This window comes from Allobosea sp. (assembly GCF_017308015.1).
Lineage (GTDB): Bacteria > Pseudomonadota > Alphaproteobacteria > Rhizobiales > Beijerinckiaceae > Allobosea.
The window spans coordinates 26,191-45,854 of sequence record NZ_JAFKFW010000012.1 but is presented as its reverse complement, the minus strand read 5'-3'; the positions used below and the strand labels follow the sequence as shown (position 1 = coordinate 45,854).

14 protein-coding genes and 1 tRNA gene are annotated in these 19,664 nt (G+C 66.5%); 10 read left to right on the top strand and 5 right to left on the bottom strand.

Features of this window, described 5'->3' with window-relative positions:
* Window positions 1-56: 56 nt before the first annotated feature.
* Complete coding sequence (locus tag J0I42_RS11890) at window positions 57-1,304, bottom strand: N-acetylmuramoyl-L-alanine amidase (RefSeq protein ID WP_291655046.1); 1,248 nt, start codon at window positions 1,302-1,304, stop codon at window positions 57-59.
* 683 nt (window positions 1,305-1,987) lie between these two features.
* On the opposite strand from J0I42_RS11890, the gene J0I42_RS11885 reads away from it, so the two are divergent.
* Entirely contained in the window at window positions 1,988-4,789 is a 2,802-nt protein-coding gene (locus J0I42_RS11885) for an Rne/Rng family ribonuclease (protein ID WP_291655045.1), read from the top strand.
* Between the two features lie 123 nt (window positions 4,790-4,912).
* Window positions 4,913-5,266: a hypothetical protein gene (locus tag J0I42_RS11880; protein WP_291655044.1), complete on the top strand. Its 354-nt coding sequence runs from the start codon at window positions 4,913-4,915 to the stop codon at window positions 5,264-5,266.
* 9 nt (window positions 5,267-5,275) lie between these two features.
* Here J0I42_RS11880 and J0I42_RS11875 read toward each other — a convergent pair whose 3' ends face one another.
* Together J0I42_RS11875 and J0I42_RS11870 are read right to left on the bottom strand one after the other, a co-directional pair.
* Window positions 5,276-7,546 carry a mechanosensitive ion channel family protein gene (locus J0I42_RS11875; protein WP_291655043.1) on the bottom strand — a complete coding sequence of 757 codons (2,271 nt, stop codon included), beginning with the start codon at window positions 7,544-7,546 and terminating at the stop codon, window positions 5,276-5,278.
* An 88-nt stretch (window positions 7,547-7,634) separates the two neighbouring features.
* Window positions 7,635-8,825: a pyridoxal phosphate-dependent aminotransferase gene (locus J0I42_RS11870; RefSeq protein ID WP_291655042.1), complete on the bottom strand. Its 1,191-nt coding sequence runs from the start codon at window positions 8,823-8,825 to the stop codon at window positions 7,635-7,637.
* A gap of 186 nt (window positions 8,826-9,011) precedes the next feature.
* On the opposite strand from J0I42_RS11870, the gene J0I42_RS11865 reads away from it, so the two are divergent.
* From J0I42_RS11865 to accC, 4 genes are all read left to right on the top strand, one after another.
* On the top strand, window positions 9,012-9,818 hold the full coding sequence (locus J0I42_RS11865; protein ID WP_291655041.1) for a DsbA family protein: 807 nt from the start codon (window positions 9,012-9,014) through the stop codon (window positions 9,816-9,818).
* Window positions 9,819-9,938: 120 nt separating this feature from the next.
* Window positions 9,939-10,394 (top strand): type II 3-dehydroquinate dehydratase, encoded by a 456-nt coding sequence (aroQ, locus tag J0I42_RS11860; protein ID WP_291655040.1) that lies wholly within the window; start codon window positions 9,939-9,941, stop codon window positions 10,392-10,394.
* A 72-nt stretch (window positions 10,395-10,466) separates the two neighbouring features.
* Window positions 10,467-10,928: an acetyl-CoA carboxylase biotin carboxyl carrier protein gene (gene accB, locus J0I42_RS11855; protein ID WP_291655039.1), complete on the top strand. Its 462-nt coding sequence runs from the start codon at window positions 10,467-10,469 to the stop codon at window positions 10,926-10,928.
* Between the two features lie 41 nt (window positions 10,929-10,969).
* Complete coding sequence (accC, locus tag J0I42_RS11850) at window positions 10,970-12,331, top strand: acetyl-CoA carboxylase biotin carboxylase subunit (protein ID WP_291655038.1); 1,362 nt, start codon at window positions 10,970-10,972, stop codon at window positions 12,329-12,331.
* A 185-nt stretch (window positions 12,332-12,516) separates the two neighbouring features.
* Here the strand turns inward: accC and J0I42_RS11845 are convergent, their stop codons facing one another.
* Window positions 12,517-13,629, bottom strand: a complete 1,113-nt coding sequence (locus tag J0I42_RS11845) for a M20 family metallopeptidase (protein ID WP_291655037.1) — start codon at window positions 13,627-13,629, stop codon at window positions 12,517-12,519.
* Between the two features lie 423 nt (window positions 13,630-14,052).
* Here J0I42_RS11845 and J0I42_RS11840 point away from each other — a divergent pair.
* A tRNA-Gln gene (locus J0I42_RS11840) sits at window positions 14,053-14,126 on the top strand.
* 88 nt (window positions 14,127-14,214) lie between these two features.
* On the opposite strand, the gene J0I42_RS11835 is transcribed toward J0I42_RS11840, so the two are convergent.
* On the bottom strand, window positions 14,215-14,781 hold the full coding sequence (locus tag J0I42_RS11835) for a TetR/AcrR family transcriptional regulator (RefSeq protein ID WP_291655036.1): 567 nt from the start codon (window positions 14,779-14,781) through the stop codon (window positions 14,215-14,217).
* 185 nt (window positions 14,782-14,966) lie between these two features.
* On the opposite strand from J0I42_RS11835, the gene J0I42_RS11830 reads away from it, so the two are divergent.
* Genes J0I42_RS11830 through J0I42_RS11820 form a run of 3 tightly spaced genes read left to right on the top strand, consistent with a single transcriptional unit; the run spans window position 14,967 to window position 19,652 of the window.
* Entirely contained in the window at window positions 14,967-16,190 is a 1,224-nt protein-coding gene (locus J0I42_RS11830) for an efflux RND transporter periplasmic adaptor subunit (RefSeq protein ID WP_291655035.1), read from the top strand.
* Between the two features lie 4 nt (window positions 16,191-16,194).
* A complete protein-coding gene (locus tag J0I42_RS11825) occupies window positions 16,195-19,326 on the top strand; it encodes an efflux RND transporter permease subunit (RefSeq protein ID WP_291655034.1) in 3,132 nt (1,043 codons plus the stop codon).
* 59 nt (window positions 19,327-19,385) lie between these two features.
* Window positions 19,386-19,652: a hypothetical protein gene (locus tag J0I42_RS11820; protein ID WP_291655033.1), complete on the top strand. Its 267-nt coding sequence runs from the start codon at window positions 19,386-19,388 to the stop codon at window positions 19,650-19,652.
* The last annotated feature ends 12 nt before the right edge of the window (window positions 19,653-19,664 follow it).

Here is a 19,664-nt window from a genome sequence, read left to right as displayed (position 1 = left end):
GATTCGGCTCTTCGCCCATCCCTGCCGCCGATGCGCCCCTGGCGCAACCGCGACCGCTAGTTCCGGCTTTCCGCCGCCTTGCCCACGGAGGCCCGTTCGCGGGCGAAATAATCGCCGATCGCGGCCGAAACCGCCGTCACGGCCTTGCTGCGCCATTCCGGCGAATTCAGCAATTCGGCGTCTTTCGGGCTCGACATGTAGCCGAGTTCGATCAGCACGGAAGGCACGTCCGGCGCGCTCAGTACCCAGAAGCGCGCCGAGCGCAGCGGGATCTTGTGCATCTTGATCGAGCCGCCGAGCTTCTCGACGAGATTGCGTGCGAAGACCCCGGTGAAAGTGCGCGTCTCGCGACGCGCGAGGTCCATGAGGATTCCGGCGACGTCCTGCACCTCCTCGCTGGTTTCGAGGCCGGCGGCGGCATCGGCCTCGTTTTCCTTGGCCGCGAGACGGGCCGCCTCGGCGTCGGTCGCCCGCTCTGAGCGGGTATAGACGGTAGCGCCGCGAACCTCCTGTGCCTGCGTCAGCGAATCGGCGTGGATCGAGATGAACAGGTCGGCCTGCTCGCCGCGCCCGATCTGCACACGGTCGCCGAGCGAGACGAAGCGGTCGTCGTCACGGGTCATGACGACGCGATAGCCGCCATAGGCCTCCAGTTGCTCCTTGAGCGCCTTGCCGAAGGCGAGGACGACCGCCTTCTCGGCGATGGAGGCGACCGTCGCCCCGGGATCGATGCCGCCATGGCCGGGGTCGATCACGATGGTACGGCGCGTCTCGCCCGCGGCCTTGGCGGGCGCCGTGGCGGGAACGGCGGGAGCTGGCTTGGGCGCCTTGCTGGCCTCGGCCAGGAAATCCGTTCGCGTCGCCTTCTTCAATTCGATGGTCAGCTGGCCGAAGCCGCCCCGCACCGTCTTCACGTCCGCCCTGGCGATGACGGCGGGATGGGACAGGTCGATGATGATTCGCGCCTTGTCGGCCGTGAACAGGCCGAAGCGATAGCCGCTGACGAAACCTGCGCTGCGCTTGGCGGAGGGCTGGATCTGGAAATTGGTCGAAGGCAGTTCGACGATGACCCGATCGGGCGCGGCCTGCACCCAGGTCTCCACCGCGACGGACGACGACAACATCATCGTGAGGCGCACGGTCTCGCCACTCTGCTCGATGCGGGCGTCGGTCGCGACGGGATATTCGTTCTGCGGCCGCAGCTCGATCTTCGTCTCCGCTACAGCCGGCGGGAAGCCCGTCGCGGGTACTGTCGCCAGAAGGCAGGCGGCGGCCAGCGCGCACCGCAGCGCCCGGGATCGCAACGGCGCATCGCAACGGCTCGAATCGGCGTGGCGGATGCTCGATAACAGGTGAAAGATCCCGCTTATTGCTACCAGGACTTAACCATAACGGGGCTGAAATCCTAACAGGCCGTTACCATCTCTTCCCGGAACCGTGAACCGCCCCGCCGAGGGCCGGGCGAGATGCAGCCGTCATGTGACTTGCAAATCACTATCACCTGTCTGTAATGGAACAGGTTGCTTGTCAGCCTGCCCGAGGGACACATCCGGATCGTGCGATCCGTCGGCGTCCGAAGCAGGCTGGGCAGCCGCTCCCGAGCGGAGTGGCGGCAACAAGACGACCGCAACGGATCGTCCGCAGACGGTTGGCATCGGGATTGCGTGTTTTCTGCGCCCTGCCCCGTCTTGCGAGCGTGCAAACGCGATGCGCCTGGCCGCCAGGCCGGAGCATCGCAGGTTAGGGCAGATGACGGGGCATACGACGCCGCTAGCACTATCGGTGAACCGTCCGAACCTGCGGAACCGCGCCGGGCTTTGCGCCCGAGTGGCTGTTCCGAGCCGCCTTCCTGTCTCGACCGCTTCTTCCTCCCTCCTGCAACATGCCGGCACGCGCCGGCCCTCTCGCGGCGCCCCTGCCCGCGGCGGCGGACGAGAATCCGTAGCCGCGCCGGCCCGGTCGGCGGCCGCGCCAATGGAACTGTCTTATGGCCAACAAGATGCTTATCGATGCCACCCACCCGGAGGAGACCCGGGTCGTGGTGGTCCGCGGATCCCGCGTCGAAGAGTTTGATTTCGAATCTGCCAGTCGCAAGCCGCTCCGCGGCAACATCTATCTCGCCAAGGTGACCCGCGTGGAGCCCTCGCTCCAGGCGGCCTTCGTCGAGTATGGCGGCAACCGCCACGGCTTCCTCGCCTTCTCCGAGATCCATCCCGACTACTACCAGATTCCGGTCGCCGACCGGCAGGCGCTGCTCGATGACGAGGCCCGCGCCGAACGTGACGAAGAGCACGACGAGGAGCGCCGCGAGAAGCGCGGCCGCCGCGACCGCGGCCGCCGGGGGGATCGCGACAACCGCGCCAAGAAGGCCGCTTCCGACGAGACCGTCTCGGCCAATGTCGAGGTGTCCAGCGAGGACGTGCGGGTCGAGACCGACGGCAAGGAAGCCGCGATGGTCAACGAGGGCGCGCCCGCCTTCGGGGAGTTCTTCGCGCCGGCCGTTACCGAATCGACCACCGAGGATTCCGTCTCGAACGCCGCTCCGCTGACCTTCGAGACCGTCGAAGTCGCCGAGACGACCGCGTCGGCCGAGGAAAACGTAGTCTCGGCCGAAGCGGCCGAGAGCACGGATACCGAGGCACGCAAGCCGTCCGAAGACGAGAACGACGGCGACAACGACGACGAGAACGACGACGAAGACGGCGATGAGGCTCCCGAGCAGCTCGGCGGCGGCGACGCCCTCGACGACATGCCCGAGCGCCCGCAGCGCCAGTCGCGCCGCCAGTACAAGATCCAGGAAGTGATCAAGCGCCGCCAGATCATCCTGGTCCAGGTCGTCAAGGAAGAGCGCGGCAACAAGGGCGCGGCGCTCACCACCTATCTCTCGCTCGCCGGCCGCTATTCGGTGCTGATGCCGAACACCGGCAAGGGCGGCGGCATCTCGCGCAAGATCACCAATGCCGAGGACCGCAAGCGCCTCAAGGAAATCGCGACCGAGCTCGAGGTTCCCGAGGGGATGGGCCTGATCCTGCGCACAGCCGGCGCCTCGCGCACCAAGGTCGAGATTCGGCGCGACTACGAGTATCTGATGCGCATGTGGGAGAGCGTGCGCGAGCTGACGCTGGCCTCGGTCGCTCCCGCGCTGGTCTATGAGGAGGGGAACCTCGTCAAGCGCTCGATCCGCGACCTCTACAACAAGGATATCGACGAGGTTCACGTCGCCGGCGAGAGCGCCTATCGCGAGGCCAAGGACTTCATGCGCATGCTCATGCCGAGCCATGCCAAGAGCGTGAAGCCCTATCGCGAGCAGACCCCGCTCTTCGCCTCGTTCGGCGTCGAAAGCCAGCTCGACGCGATGTTCTCGAACACGGTCACGCTGAAGTCGGGCGGCTATCTCGTCATCAACCAGACGGAAGCGCTGGTCGCGATCGACATCAACTCGGGCCGCTCGACCCGCGAGCACAATATCGAGGACACGGCCCTCAAGACCAATCTCGAAGCGGCGGAGGAAATCTCCCGCCAGCTCCGCCTGCGTGACCTTGCCGGCCTCATCGTGATCGATTTCATCGACATGGAGGAGAACCGGAACAACCGCGCCGTCGAGAAGAAGCTGAAGGAGTGCCTGAAGGACGATCGCGCCCGCATTCAGGTCGGCCGCATCTCGGCCTTCGGCCTGCTGGAGATGTCGCGCCAGCGTATCCGCACCGGCGTCCTCGAATCCTCGTCGGTGCCCTGCCCGCATTGCGCCGGCGCCGGCATGATCCGCTCGACGCCTTCAGTGGCCCTGCAGATTCTGCGCGCGCTGGAGGAGACTCTGATCAAGAGTGCCTCGCATAACCTCACCGTCCGCACCCGGCCGGAGGTCGCGCTCTACGTCCTCAACCAGAAGCGCCCCCATCTCGCCGATCTCGAAACCCGCTTCGCTATCGCGATCTCGATCTCGATCGACACGAACCTGCTGGGCACCCGCTACTTCGAGGTCGAGCGCGGCGAGTTCGTCGGCAATGAAGGCCGCGTCGTCCCGACCAGCTTCAAGGCCGAGGCGATCGCGTCCGATGTCGATGACGAGGCGCTGGATGCCGCCGCGGAAGCGGCAGCCCTCGACGCCGAGACCGGCGGCAACGAAACGACCGCCGACGAGGCTCAGAACCAGTCCGAGCGAAGCGAAAGCGAAAACGGCCGCCGTCGTCGCCGCCGTCGCCGTCGCCGGCGCGGCGGCGAGCGTGACGAGCAGGGCCAGCAGCTCGACGGCACGCACGCCGATGACGAGGCCGAAGGCGACGAGGGCGAGGAAGACGGCGACGAGGTCATCGCGACCCCGGCCGCCGCCGAGCCGATCGTCGAAGCCGTCACCGAGGCCGCTCCGGAGCCGGTCGTCGAGGAGCCTGCCGCCGAACCGGTAAAGCCGAAGCGCAGCCGTGCCCGCAAGCCGAAGGTCGAGGGCGAGGTCGCCAAGGAGGCTGAGGCCAAGGCCGAGACGGTCGCGGCTGAGGCTGCTCCCGCCGAAGTCGAGAAGCCCAAGCGCAGCCGCTCGCGCAAGAAGGTGGTACCGATCACCGAGGGCGGCGAGGCCGCTGCGGAGGCTGTTCCGGCTCCCGTCGATGCGAAAGCCGAGGCTCCGGCTGCCGTTGCCGAGGCCGTGGCTGTCCCGGTCGAGCCCGCTCCGGCGCCGGAGCCCGCTCCCGTTCGCGCGCCTGCCGAAGAACCCGTCGCGGTCGTGCTGACCGAGCCGGATCCGAATCGGCCGAAGCGTGGCGGCTGGTGGAACAGGCTCGCCGGCCGTTCCTGATCGCTCTCCGCGCCATCCGATGAATGACGAAGCCCGCTGCGATCCGCAGCGGGCTTTCTCTTTTCATTGGCCGGCGAACCGGGCAGGATCAATGCTCGGAAGCACCATTCAACGCAGGAACCAATGCCGCCGCCACGCAATCGCGAACGCATGGTCATGATCGTGCTGGCCGCCATCGCCGTGGCCGGACTTGCGTATCTTGCCTGGAGCGCGATCGGCTGGTTCGGCGTCGGTCTTCTGGGATTGCTGGTCCTGTTCCTTGCCGTCCGCGTCGAGCTCGAAGACAATCGTCCCGTCGGCCATCAGATGACGCCCGGTCTTTATGCCGGGCAGTATCACAGCGAAACCGGACAGGGACATGCGGAACGTGCCGGACGCAGCTCCGAGAGGCTGGCTGTGACCAGCTCCGCCCGCTTCGCCGGCCTTTTCGGCGCAGCGCTGACGGTCGTCGGCTTCGGCCTGTTCTTCCTGCTGTAACGACCGGCTTCAGCCCGCAGCCGGCGCGAGCGAGGTCGGTGGCGGAATGGTGGAGATCGCAGCAGCCGCCTGGCTCTGCGAGCTGCCCTCGCCGCCGCGCACCGTGACGGCGTTCGAGGCGAAGGGAACATGCGCGTCGTTCAGCGCGCGGTAGACACGCTTCAGCGACTCGCGCTGCACCATCGAGGCCTGGTTCGGTTTGGCCGTGAACTTCAACCGGATGACGATGGCGCTGTCGGTGATGTCGGCAACGCCCTGCATCTTGAGCGGGGCGATGAAATGCGGCCCGTATTCGGGATCCTCCAGCAGGGCGATGCCGGTCTTCTTGATCGCCTTGCGCGCCTGCTCGATATCGGCGGAGTGGTCGAGCCGGACATTGAACTTGATCGTCGCCCAGTCGCGGCTGGCATTGGTCAATGACTGGACCTGGCCGAACGGCACGGTGTGGATCTGGCCACTCTGATGGCGCAACTGCATCGAGCGCAGCGAGATCTTCTCGACCGTGCCCTTGAGGCGGCCTGTATCGACATACTCCCCGACGCGGAAGGCGTCCTCGAGCATGAAGAAAACGCCCGAGACGATGTCGCGTACCAGCGCCTGCGAACCGAAGGAGATCGCGAGGCCGAGGATACCGAAGCCGGCGAGCAGCGGGCCGATATCGACCCCGAGACGTGACAGCACGATGAGGATCGTGAGGCCGAGCACGGCGCCCAGGACAACGCCCCGCAGCACCGGCAGCACCGTGGCCAGCCGCGTCGGGACGCTCGCCTCATGGACGGCATCCTCGTCGCCCGGTCCGATCGCGGCGCGCTTCGGCGTGTACCCCTCGAAGAAGGCGTGCAGGAAAACGAGCGCGACCCACCCGACAAAGGCGAAGACGGCGACGCCGGCCGTCTGCCGCATCACCAGGGCGAATTGACTCGAGGTCACGCCGAGCAGCAGCCCGGCCCAGATCCGGGCGAGCACGAAGAAACCGGCCGCCCAGATCACCCCGACCGCCGCTGCCCGCAAGGCAGCGCCCCCGGCCAGCGTCAGAGGCGTCGCGCCTTCGACCGCCTCGCGCCGCGCCGCATGACAGTTCAGCAGGCTCGATACGCCGACGACCAGGATCGGAACCACGATCACGGCGATCTCAGTCAGCGCCGCGGCCTCGGCCCAGCGCCCGCCATTGCGCATCATCGCCGCCGCGCAGGTGACCATCCAGAGGATGACCATCACACCCATATAGAACCAGGCCGCACCGGCAGCGATCAGGCGGCGCAATGGCCCGGGATCGGCGGAACCAGCCAGAATCAACGTGGCAAGATCGCGGCGTACATCCTTGAAGAACCACAGCTTGAACAGCGTCAGTGCGGTGCTGCTCAGCACGATCAGACCGGTCGCCGGCAAGGGGCCGGAGCCGACACGATGCGCCAGAAGGATGCTCGTCACCGCCAGCGGCGTCGCCACGGCGTAGATGACGAGGGCTCGATAGTGCCGCTCGGCGCGGGGCAGCGGCATGACCCGCCGCTCTGGCATGCCCGGCGCGAAGAGAAAGCGCCCGATAGCGATATAGAGCGCGCCGATCACGGCGCCATTGGCGCCCGTCGTCAGGGCGAACATCGCGAGATCGCTCTCCGGCAGCCAGGCGTTGCGCGCGACGCGCACCGCGATCAGGGCCACGAGGATCGTCAGAAAATCCTGAAGGAGAGCCCAGCCGGCGGCGATCAGCCGGGGCGTGAACTCCGGTCCCTTCGGCTGCCGCCTCCGGGCGAACCAGCGCTCGCCGGCCAATCGGAAGGCGAAAGCGATCGCCAGCGCGAGGCAGAGAATGCCGAAAGTGCGCCAGCCGGCCGATGGCCCGCTGCGGCCGTTCAGGTTGCGCTGCCAGACCTGCCCCCAATCGCTGGGCAACTGGATGATGCTGGGAATTGCACTGCCGCCATGGTCGAGCCCCTCGACGAACTGGTCGATCAGCGCGTTGATCTGGGCCTGGAAGCCCTCCTCATCGGCCATCGACGGTTTGGGAGCGTCAGACTTCGCTGCCGCCACAGGAGCTTCAGTGGGAGCCGCGCCGCCGACCCGGATCTCGATCTGCCGTCCGGGAGCAGACAGGGCATCGACCATCTTGCGGATGGTCTCGGGCGTCTCGTCCCCCCGCAGGTTGAGAACCACGGAAGACTGGCCTTGAGCCATAGCCGGCGAGAGAGCGGCGAAAGCCAGCGCCAGCCAGCCGAGCAGGGCAGCCATCCGGGCCACGCTACGCCGCGGGACGGATGCACCCGGTGCAGCGACGTTCATGGCAGGCCTCCGCGCTATCCCACAGCGACAGAATGCGAGAATTCCGCGAGGTCTGGCAAGCAGTTCGAGCGATGGAGAAGCCCGCCCCTCAGCGCCTCTTCATCCAGGCCCCGATCCGCGTCACCGCCTCCTCGCACTCGCGGAGCGAGCCGGCGAAGGAGAGCCTGATCGTCCGTGCGCCGCGCGCCTCGTCGAAATCGAGCCCGGATGTGATCGCAACGCCGGCCTCTTCCAGCACGCTGCGGCAGAAGGCCATGGAATCGTTCGAGTACCGGCCGATGTCGACATAGATGTAGAAGGCGCCGTCCACGGGCAGGAAGTCGCCAAGTCCGATCTCCGGCAGCGCCTTGAGCAGGAAGGCGCGGTTCTGCGCATAGCCCGCCTTGATCGCCTCGCATTCTTCGGTGGCATCGAACGCCGCCTCGCCCGCGACCTGGCTGAGATAAGGCACCGAGATCGAGAAATTCTGCTGCAAGCGCTCGATCGTGCGCACCAGCCGCTGCGGCACCACCAGCCAGCCGACGCGCCACCCGGTCATGCAGTAGTACTTGGAGAAGGAGTTGACGATGATCGCGTCCGGATCGGCGGCGAGTGCCGTGGTTGCCGGGGTCTCGTAGGTCAGGCCGTGATAGATCTCGTCGGAGATGTACCAGAGTCCGAGCCTGCGGCAGCAGGCGGCGACATCGGCGATCGCCTCGGGCGTCATCACCACGCCGGTCGGATTGGCCGGGCTCATGGTCAGCACGCCGGCAAGCGGCTTCTCGCGATGGGCGCGCTCGATCAGGTCGGGAGTCAGCGCGAAGCGCGTCTCGGGGCCGACCTCGATCGCGACCGGCTCCAGCCCGAGCGCGATCAGGATGTTGCGATAGGCCGGATAGCCCGGCGCCGTGATCGCGATCCGGGACCCCGGCTGGAAACAGGCGAGGAAGGCCAGGATGAAGCCGCCGGAGGAGCCCGTCGTCACCACGACGCGATCGGCCGCCACCTCCACGCCATAAGCATCGCGATAATGCCGCGCGATGCGTTCCCTCAGCGAATCCGTGCCGAGCGCCTGCGTATATCCGATCCGGCCATGCTCCAGCGCTCGCGCGGCTGCGGCCCGGATCGAAGCCGGCGTCGGCGCAGAGGGCTGGCCCACTTCCATATGGATGACGGAGCCGCCGCGGCGCTCGATCGCGGCCGCCTGGTTCATCACGTCCATGACGATGAAGGGAGCGACACGCTCGGCCCTCTCGGCGAGAGCGGGCGAGGCGGCGGGCGCGATCAGGGGCTTCGACATCGGGTTTTCCGATTTTGCAAGGGAGCCAGCCCGCGTAGCGGACGCAGCCCTCGCCTGCAACCATCGGCCACATCCGCTGGCAGAGCTGTGATTTGACCTTGATCCTGCGAACACCCAAAAGCTCGCGGCTGGAAGCGCTGCTTCGGTCGCGGTTTTCCGCCCGGCGGCTTTGAAAAGGATGACGAGATGGCTTTCCCGACCCTCACCAGCCTGGCGCGCGCCTGCCTGCGGCCAGCCGCCGTCGCGCTCGGCCTCTGGCTCGCGGCCTCCGCCGCACCCGCCATGGCGCAGGGACAGCCGCTCTCGCCCGAGCAGCGCAAGGCGGTGACCGACCTGATCCGCGAAACGCTGTTAAAGAATCCCGAGATCATCCAGGATGCCCTGATCGAGCTGGAGCGCCGCAACACGGTCGCCCAGGCCGATGCCCAGCGCAGCGCGGTCGCCGCCGAGAAGGCGCGGATCACCGATCCCGCGACCTCGGTCATCATTGGCAATCCCGAGGGCGACGTCACCCTCGTCGAGTTCATGGACTACAATTGCGGCTACTGCAAAAGGGCGATGGAGGATGTCACCGCCCTCTCCAAGGCTGACCCGAAGCTGCGCGTCGTGCTGAAGGATTTTCCGATCCTCGGCCCTGATTCGGTCGAAGCCAGTCGCGTCGCCATCGCCGCCAAGAACCAGCTCCAGGGTGCGAAATACTTCGAATTCCACAACAAGCTGATGGCCGTGAAGGGCAAGATCAACGCTGCCAAGGCGCTCGACGTCGCCAAGGAAGTCGGCGCCGATATCGCCCAGCTGAAGAAGGACATGGAGGCGCCCGCCACCAAGGCCACGATCGCGGACACCGTCGCGCTCGGGGACCGTCTCGGCCTCACCGGCACGCCGGCCTTCATCATCGGCGACGAGATCGTCTTTGGCGCCGTGGGCCAGGCCGCCCTCAGGCAGAAGATCGATTCCGTGCGCCGCTGCGGCAAGACCGACTGCGCCGGCTGATCTCTGGCCGGAATGAGCTCGACCGGGCCGGCAGGGCGCTTCAGGCTTCCCCTGCCGGCCCGCAACGTTTATGAGGGCGGCTCCTGCCGCCCGCGCGCGGTGCCGGAATCAACGCCCCCTATGGTCGCCGTCCACGTCCTGAACGGACCCAACCTCAACCTGCTCGGAACCCGCGAGCCCGGAACCTATGGCGCAGTCACCCTGGCCGGCGTCGAGGATCGCTTGCGCCGCAAGGCCGAGGCGACCGGTGTCGACCTCACCTTCCGCCAGACCAATTTCGAGGGCGAGCTCGTCACCTTCATCCAGCAGGCGGGCCTCGCGGGTGCGGGTGTCATCATCAACGCCGGCGCCTATACCCACACGTCGGTCGCGCTGCGCGACGCGATCAAGGGCGTCGATGCGCTGGCGATCGAGGTCCATATCTCCAACGTGCATGCGCGCGAGGAATTCCGGCACCATTCCTATATGGCGCCGGTCTGCGTCGGCGTGATCTGCGGCTTCGGCGTCGCGAGCTATGACCTCGCTTTCGACGCGATCGTGCCGCTGCTGGAAAAGCGGGCGGCGAAAGCCGCCTGAACCTTGTTGAACGGGGGCGCGACTCGATCGCCGCTTCCATCCGAATATCCGAAGAAGACGGTGATATCCGCCATGGCGACCAAGAGCCCGATCGACCCCGAACTTGTCCGCGAGCTCGCCGAGCTGCTGAACCAGACCGATCTCACCGAGATCGAGGTCGAGAAGGGCGATCTGCGCGTCCGTGTCGCCCGCAACATCTCGACGACCGTACAGGTGCCCGCCGCCGCCCCGATGATGGCGATGCCGGCTCCGGTCGCCGCGGCTGCAGCCCCGGTAGAGGCCAAGCCGACCGCCGCCCATCCCGGTGCCGTGCCCTCCCCGATGGTCGGCACCGCCTATCGCCGCCCCTCGCCCGACGCCAAGCCCTTCGTCGAGATCGGCAGCGTCGTGAAGCAGGGTGAGCGCATCCTGCTCGTCGAGGCGATGAAGACCTTCAACGACATCGTCGCGCCCCGCGCCGGCAAGGTCACGGCCATCCTGGTCGAGGACGGCCAGCCGGTCGAATACGGCGAGCCGCTGCTGGTGATCGAGTGAGCGCGGCGCCTCGCGCCGTCGGGTCCGATTTGGGTTTCAAGATGTTCGACAAGATCCTGATCGCCAACCGTGGAGAGATCGCGCTGCGCGTGCTGCGCGCCGCCAAGGAGCTCGGCATCGCGACCGTCGCGGTGCATTCCACGGCCGACGCCAACGCCATGCATGTGCGCCTGGCCGACGAGAGCGTCTGCATCGGCCCGCCGCCGGCCCGCGATAGCTATCTCAACATCCCCGCCCTGATCGCGGCCTGCGAGATCACCGGCGCCGATGCGGTCCATCCCGGCTACGGCTTCCTCTCCGAGAACGCCCGCTTCGCCGAGATTCTGGAGCGGCACAACATCGCCTTCATCGGCCCAAAGGCCGAGCATATCCGCTCGATGGGTGACAAGATCGAGGCCAAGCGCACCGCCAAGCGCCTCGGCATCCCCTGCGTGCCGGGTTCCGAGGGCGGCGTGGCCGACGAGGCCGAGGCCCTGCGCATCATCCGCGAGATCGGCCTGCCGGTCATCATCAAGGCCGCCTCCGGCGGCGGCGGCAAGGGCATGAAGGTGGTTCGCACCGAGGACGAGATCGCCGTCCTGCTCGCCACCGCCCGCAGCGAGGCCAAGGCCAATTTCGGCGACGACGCGGTCTATATCGAGAAATATCTCGAGAAGCCGCGCCATATCGAGATCCAGGTGCTCGGCGATGGCCGCGGCAACGCGATCCATCTCGGCGAGCGCGATTGCTCGCTGCAGCGCCGCCACCAGAAGGTCTGGGAGGAAGGCCCCTCGCCCGCCCTCAACGCCGGCGAGCGTGACCGGATCGGCGAGATCTGCGCCAAGGCGATGCGCGAACTGCAATATCGCGGCGCCGGCACGATCGAGTTCCTTTACGAGGATGGCGAGTTCTACTTCATCGAGATGAACACCCGCATCCAGGTCGAGCATCCCGTGACCGAGATGATTACCGGGATTGACCTCGTCAACGAGCAGATCCGCATCGCCGCGGGCGCGCCGCTCTCGCTCAAGCAGTCCGACATCGTCATCGAGGGCCATGCCATCGAGTGCCGGGTCAATGCCGAGCATCACGCGACCTTCCGCCCCTCGCCCGGCAAGATCGCCTCGTTCCACACGCCGGGCGGCCTCGGCGTGCGCGTCGATTCCGCCGCCTATCAGGGCTACACGATCCCGCCGCATTACGATTCGCTTGTCGGTAAGCTGATCGTCCATGGCCGTAACCGCGACGAATGCCTGATGCGCCTGCGCCGCTCGCTCGACGAGTTCGTCGTCGACGGCGTCGACACGACGCTGCCGCTGTTCCGCACGCTGGTGCGCAACCAGGACATCCTCAACGGCGACTACAACATCCACTGGCTCGAGAAATTCCTCGCCGCCGGCGGCATGGGCGAGCCGGAAACCTGAGCCTTCAGGCGCCTCCCCGAAACGAGAAAGCCCCTCGCATCGCGAGGGGCTTTCTTCTTTTCCACCACAGCGTCATTCTCGGGCGAAGCGAAGACCCGAGAACCCCGTGACGACAAGACGCTGGTTTCCGAGATGCTCGGGTCAAGCCCGAGCATGACGGCGCAGCAGCAGCATCGCTTGGTCCCTCAGATGGTCTCCAGCAGGCCCTTCATCAGCGCCTGGCGCGGCGCGATCGAGGAAATCAGCCCGTATTCCTGCAGCGTATGGGCGCCGTCGCCGGCGATGCCGAGTCCATCGAGCGTGGGCACGCCAAGCGCGGCCGTGAAGTTGCCGTCCGAGCCGCCCCCCGTCATAGGGCAATCCTGCAAGTCGAAACCGACATCCGCCGCGACCTTGCGCGCCAGCCCGAACAGCTCCGCGACTTCCGCCGATTTCTCGTAGGGCGGCCGGTTCATGCCGCCGGTGATGCGCAGCGCGACATCCGGGTCATGCGGCTTCAGGCCAAGGATGCGGTTCTCCATCATCGTTCCGTCGGCCAGCGTGGTGACCCGGCAATCGATGCTGAACCAGGCATGCTGCGGGATGACATTGGCCGCCGTGCCACCACCGACCAGCGCGACGCTGGTGGTGATGCCGCGCGCATAATCGGTCATGCCTTCGACGGCGAGAATCTGGTGCGCGGCCTCGCGGATGGCGCTGCGCCCATCGGCATGCTTGCCGCCGGCATGGGCCGGGCGGCCTTCGAGCCTGACGTCGAAGCGGCCGACGCCCTTGCGCGCGGTCACGATCTTGCCGCCGGAGCGCGCTGGCTCGGTGACGAGCACCGCCTTCGCCCGCCGGCCGATCTCCTCGATCAGCGCCCGGCTGGTCGGCGAGCCGATCTCCTCGTCCGGCGTGAACAGGAAGACCATCGGCCGCTTGGCCGAGCCGGCGGCTGCAACCTGTTTGAAGGCCTGCAGGGCGAGCCAGGCGCCGCCCTTCATGTCGTAGACGCCGGGGCCGTAGAGCCGATCGCCCTCGATCCTGACCGGCAATTCCTTGGCGCTGGTGCCGACCGGGTGCACCGTGTCGAGATGCGACATCACGGCGACGGCCGGCTGGCCGTTGTCGAGCCCCGCGCGCAGCAGCACCATATCGCCGAGCCCGTCACGGCCGGGGATGCGCTCGACCGCGATCGGCAGTCCCGCGACATCCTTCTGGACGAGGTCCATCATGCCGCTCACGCCCGCGGGATGGCTGGTGGGACTTTCGAGCGCAACCCAGACGGAGAGCGCGGCGGCGGCGTCTTGCTGATTCATGGTGCGATGTTCTCCGATGAAGCCGTTGCCGCGCAAGCCGGTTTTCATGCGTGGCACACAGGCCAGCGGCGCGAGCCAGGGCTCTCGGCCACAACTCCCCAAGGAGTGGCCGGATGAAGCCCCGTGGCGACATATCGCTCATACCGCCCGTTTTCGTCGGGCAACAACCTGCCATCATCGAGCAAAACCGGCCGGAAGCCTCGACCTCCGCTAAAACTCCATTCTCCACGTCCCTCTTTCGGTTTCCCGTCCCATTCTGAGAGGTTCGCACCATCTCAAGAGGAAAAAGCGAGAGAAAGCGGTGATCGACACGGTTTCTGTGAAGCGTTTTGCACCGGGGGTGAATTCTACTCTTGCCAAGCCGGATCGCATTGATTAGACCCCGGCTCACCAACGCGGCGCAGCGTCAAAGCGCATCGTCGTTGGGGGATCGTCTAACGGTAGGACCCCAGACTCTGACTCTGGTTGTCTAGGTTCGAATCCTAGTCCCCCAGCCACTGCTATGTGGCTTGACCAATCCTAAATTTATCATTCGCAAGCCAAGCCGCTAGCGCGGGCGTGTCTTCGGCCGGTCGCTGCACCCGATTACCCAGCTTTCGACACCGCTCCCCCCAGGAACACCTCGAGACACAGTCGCGCATGCTGGGCACGTTCCTCGACGGTCAGCAGTCGGTCGCCGGGAAAGCGCTTGACCAGCGCCGAGAAGATCATGTCCATCAGCATCCGGGCGAGCACATCGACCGGAAGCGCACGAAGCCTGCCCTTCGCCTGCTGAGCGGAGAGCCAGTCTTCGAGAAGGCGCCGCGCCGGTTCGGCGCCTTCCTGCTCGATCAGCTCGCCGATCTCGCTGAACCTGTCAGAATCGGCCAGGACGAGCCTGACGAAAGCCAGCCTATCGCGATTGTCGATCTCGTCGATGTCGAGACGGAAAATCGCCGCGAGCGCTTCCAGCAGCGGCAAATCCTCGCCGGGCGGCCGCGGCAGCGCCAGCATCGAGCGCCGGTGATCGGCCACCATCACCCTGAACAGGTCGGTCTTGGCCGGAAATAACTGGTAGAGCGTGCGCTTCGAAACGCCGCAGCGCGCCGCGACCGCGTCCATCGTTGTGCCGCCATAGCCGACATCGAGGAACAGGTCGCGGGCGAAGCGCACGATCCGGGCACGCTCTGCCGCGTCGGAACGTGTCTTGGGCCTCCCACGCGTTCGATTCCGCGGCGGATTTCCGCCCGGTTCATTGCCTGTCTTGATCGCGCCCGTCATCACGTCGCATTGTTGAGTTTGACAGTCTCGGAAATCAAGAGATAAGAAACCCCTTAGTTTCCAAAAAGAGAGTCCGCATGCCGGCCGAGCGCGCCCCCTCCTCTTCCCGCTATGCCTTGCCGAGTGCGTTGCTGCTCGCAACGGCGCTGGCCGCCTGCAATTCCGAGAAGGCGGCGGCGCCTCCGCCGCAGCCCCAGATCCAGGTCAGCGTCGTCACACTGCATCCGCAGCCCGTGGCGATCACGGCGGAGCTGCCGGGCCGCGTCTCGGCGAGCCTCATCGCCGAGATCCGGCCGCAGGTCAGCGGCATCATCAAGTCGCGGCTGTTCCGCGAGGGCAGCGAGGTCAAGGCGGGGGACGTACTCTACGAGATCGACCCGGCTCCCTATCAGGCCGCCTTCGACAGCGCCGTCGCCGCCCAGCACAAGGCTGAGGCCGCCGTCGCCAATGCGCAGGTGCGGGCCGATCGTTATCGCGAACTGCTTCAGCGCAACGCCGGCAGCAAGCAGGATGCCGACGATGCCGCAGCGACACTCGGTCAGGCCCAGGCCGATGTCGAGGCCGCCAAGGCCAATGTCGAGGCAGCGCGGATCAACCTCGCCTATACCAAGGTGGCGGCACCGATCGACGGGCGCGTCGACAAGTCGGCGCTGACCCAGGGCGCACTCGTCACCGCCAATCAGGCAGCCATCCTGACCACGATCCGCAAGCTCGATCCGATCAATGTCGACGTCACCCAGTCGAGCACCAATCTGCTCAAGTTCCGCGACGACATCGCCTCGGGCCGGCTGAAGTTCACCGGCCCCAATGTCGCAGTGAAGCTCAAGCTCGATACGGGCGACGCCTATGCCCAGTCCGGCAAGCTCGAATTCGCCGAGGCGAACATCAACGAGACCACCGGCACCTTCAGCGTCCGCGCCGAATTCCCCAATCCGGAGCGGCTGCTGCTGCCCGGCATGTTCGTCCGCGCCGAGATTCAGGAAGGCATCGCCGAGAACAGTTTCCTGCTGCCGCAGCGCGCCGTCGGGCGCAACACCAAGGGCGAGGCGACCGCGAAATTCGTCTCGGCCGAGGGCAAGGTCGAGGAGCGCGTGCTGACCACGCGCCGCAATATCGGCAATAACTGGCTGGTCGACAGCGGCGTCAAGGATGGCGAGCGCATTATCGTCGAGGGCGGCCAGCTCGTGCGCGCGGGCCAGACCGTGACGATGAACGAGGTCAGTGTCGACGAGGCCACCGGCGAACTCAAATCCGCCAATCGCCGGGCCGAACTGCCGGCCGGCAACACGGCGAAGAACTGACGCCATGTCGCGCTTCTTCATCGAAAGGCCGATCTTCGCCTGGGTGGTCTCCATCGTCATCATGCTCGGGGGGCTTCTGGCCCTGCGCACGCTGCCGATCTCGCAATATCCGCAGATCGCGCCGACGACTGTCCAGATCAGCGCCAACTATCCCGGCGCGGACGCGCAGACCGTCGAGAACGCGGTGACCAAGGTCATCGAGCAGGGCATGACCGGGCTCGACAACCTGCAATACATGACGGCGACCTCGACCTCGACCGGTAACGCCCAGATCACCCTGACCTTCAACAGCCAGGCCGATCCCGACGTCGCGCAGATGCAGGTGCAGAACAAGCTGCAGCTCGTCACGCGGCAATTGCCCTCGGTCGTACAGAGCACCGGCATCTCGGTCGCCAAGGCCTCCACCGGCTTCCTGATGGTCGTCGCCTTCGTCTCCAAGGACGGGCGGATGTCGACCACCGACCTCGCCGACTATGTCGATTCGACCCTCAACGACACGCTGAAGCGCGTCGAGGGCGTCGGCACGACCCAGCTCTTCGGCGCCGGCTACGCCATGCGCATCTGGCTCGACCCGGACAAGCTGCGCAAATATGCGCTGATGCCGAGCGACATCGCTGCCGCCGTGGAGGCCCAGAACACGCAAGTGTCGGCCGGCCAGCTCGGTGGCCTGCCGCAGGTCGGCGGCCAGCAGCTCAATGCCACTGTAACCGCGCTCTCGCGATTGCAGACGGTCTCGCAGTTCGAGAACATCATCCTCAAGAGCGGCGCCTCCGGCTCGATCGTCCGGCTGAACGACGTCGCCCGTGTCGAGCTTGGCGCCAAGAGCTACGACACCGTCTCGTTCTATAACGGCAAGCCGACGACCGGCCTCGCCATCAGCCTTGCCACCGGCGCCAACGCGATCGACACCGCCAAGGCCGTGACCGCGACGATCGAGCGCCTGAAGCAGACCCTGCCCGAAGGCGTCGAGGTCACCTATCCCTATGACACCACGCCCTTCGTGACGCTCTCGATCGAGAAGGTCGTACACACGCTGTTCGAGGCGATCCTCCTCGTCTTCATCGTGATGTATGTCTTCCTGCAGAACCTGCGCGCGACCTTCATCCCGATGCTGGCAGTGCCGGTCGTGCTGCTCGGCACCTTCGGCGTGCTGGCGCTGGCCGGCTATTCGATCAACACGCTGACGATGTTCGCGATGGTGCTCGCCATCGGCCTGCTCGTCGACGACGCCATCGTCGTGGTCGAGAACGTCGAGCGGGTAATGCAGGAGGAGAAGCTCTCACCCAAGGAAGCGACGATCAAGTCGATGAACGAAATCACCGGCGCGCTGGTCGGCATCGCCACCGTGCTCTCGGCCGTGTTCGTGCCGATGGCTTTCTTCGGTGGCTCGGTCGGCGTGATCTACCGGCAGTTCTCGGTGACGATCGTCACGGCGATGGGGCTCTCCGTCGTCGTTGCGCTGGTGCTCACCCCTGCGCTTTGTGCCACCCTGCTCAAGCCGATCGGCGATCATGGTCCGCGCAAGGGCTTCTTCGGCTGGTTCAACCGGAACTTCGAACGCACCACCAACGGCTATCGCTCCGGCGTCGCCGGGATGATCGCGCGTCCGCTGCGCTTCCTGCTGGTCTTCCTGCTGATCGGCGGCGGCGTGGCCTGGCTCTTCGCCCGCATGCCCTCGTCCTTCCTGCCCGACGAGGACCAGGGCATCCTGCTGACCGTCGTACAGCTTCCCGTCGGCGCCACGCAGGACCGGACGCTGCGCGTGCTCGACCAGGTGCAGAAGCACTATCTCGAAAAGGAGAAAGATCTCGTCGAGGGCGTGCTGACCGTGTCCGGCTTCAGCTTCGCCGGCCAAGGCCAGAATGTCGGCCTCGCCTTCGTGCGCCTGAAGCCCTTCGCCGAGCGCGTCGGCAAGCCGGCGACGGCCCAGGCCATCGCCGGCCGTGCCATGGGCGCCTTCCGGTCGATCAAGGATGGAACCGTCTATGCGCTGGCTCCGCCGGCGATCCAGGGCTTCGGCAACACCGCCGGCTTCGATTTCTACCTGCAGGACATCGCCGGTGCCGGCCATTCCCGCCTGATGGAGGTCCGCAACCAGCTTCTCGGCCTTGCCGCCCAAAGCAAGCAGCTCACCGGCACGCGCCCGAACGGGCAGGAGGACACCCCGCAATACGCCGTAGAGATCGACCAGGAGAAGGCGAGCGCCCTGACCCTGCCGCTCGCCGCCATCAACAACACGCTGTCGACGGCCTGGGGCTCGGCCTATGTCAACGACTTCATCGACCGCGGCCGCGTCAAATCCGTCTATGTCCAGGCGGATGCGCCCTTCCGCATGCAGCCCGGCGATATCGGGCGCTGGTATGTCCGCAACCAGGGCGGCGAGATGGTGCCGTTCTCCGCTTTCGCCAGTGGGCATTGGACCTACGGTTCGCCGCGGCTGGAACGCTACAACGGATCGGCGGCGATCCAGATGCAGGGGGCGGCCTCGGCCGGCGTCAGCTCCGGCGCGGCAATGGACGAAATCGATCGCCTGGTGGCGCAGTTACCGGTCGGTTTCGGCCATGAATGGACGGGGCTGTCCTTCCAGGAACGTCTCTCCGGCAGCCAGGCAGTGGCGCTCTACGCCCTCTCGATGCTGGTCGTCTTCCTCTGCCTCGCGGCGCTCTACGAAAGCTGGTCGATCCCCTTCGCGGTCATGCTCTCGGTGCCGATCGGCATCTTCGGCGCCCTGCTCGCGGCGACGCTCTTCGGCCAGACCAACGACGTCTATTTCAAGGTCGGCCTGCTGACGACGATCGGCCTCGCGGCCAAGAACGCGATCCTGATCGTCGAGTTCGCGATCGAGCAGGAAGGTCATGGCAAGGGCCTCGTCGAAGCGACGCTGGAGGCGGCGCGCCAGCGCCTGCGCCCGATCCTGATGACCTCGCTCGCCTTCGTGCTCGGCGTGACGCCGCTTGCGGTCGCGACCGGCGCGGGCTCCGGCAGCCAGAATGCGATCGGCATCGGCGTGATGGGCGGCATGATCGCCGCCACCGTGATCGGTGTCTTCTTCGTGCCGCTGCTCTATGTCGGCGTCGTGCGCCTCGTCCGGCGCCTGCGCCGCCCGGAGCCCGCTCCGGTGACCACCACGGAATGAATGACGGGGCGCAGCCGGTGACGGCTGCGCCCCGCCTTCGAAGCTGCTAGACTGTCGCGATGACTGGATTCCCCGACATCATCCGCTCGCCCCTGTCGCAGACCTTCACCCATGACGGGCTGACCGTGCGTGTGGAAATCTACAAGATCGAAGGCACGGACGGCTGGACCCTCGAGCTTATCGACGAGGAAGGCGGCTCGACGGTCTGGCAGGATGCCTTTGCCACCGATGCCGACGCCTTCGCCGAATTCACCGACGGCGTCGAGCAGCTTGGCCTCGACCGCCTGATCGACCCGGACGACGACGACCTCGCCACGGTGCACTGAACCGCTGCCGGC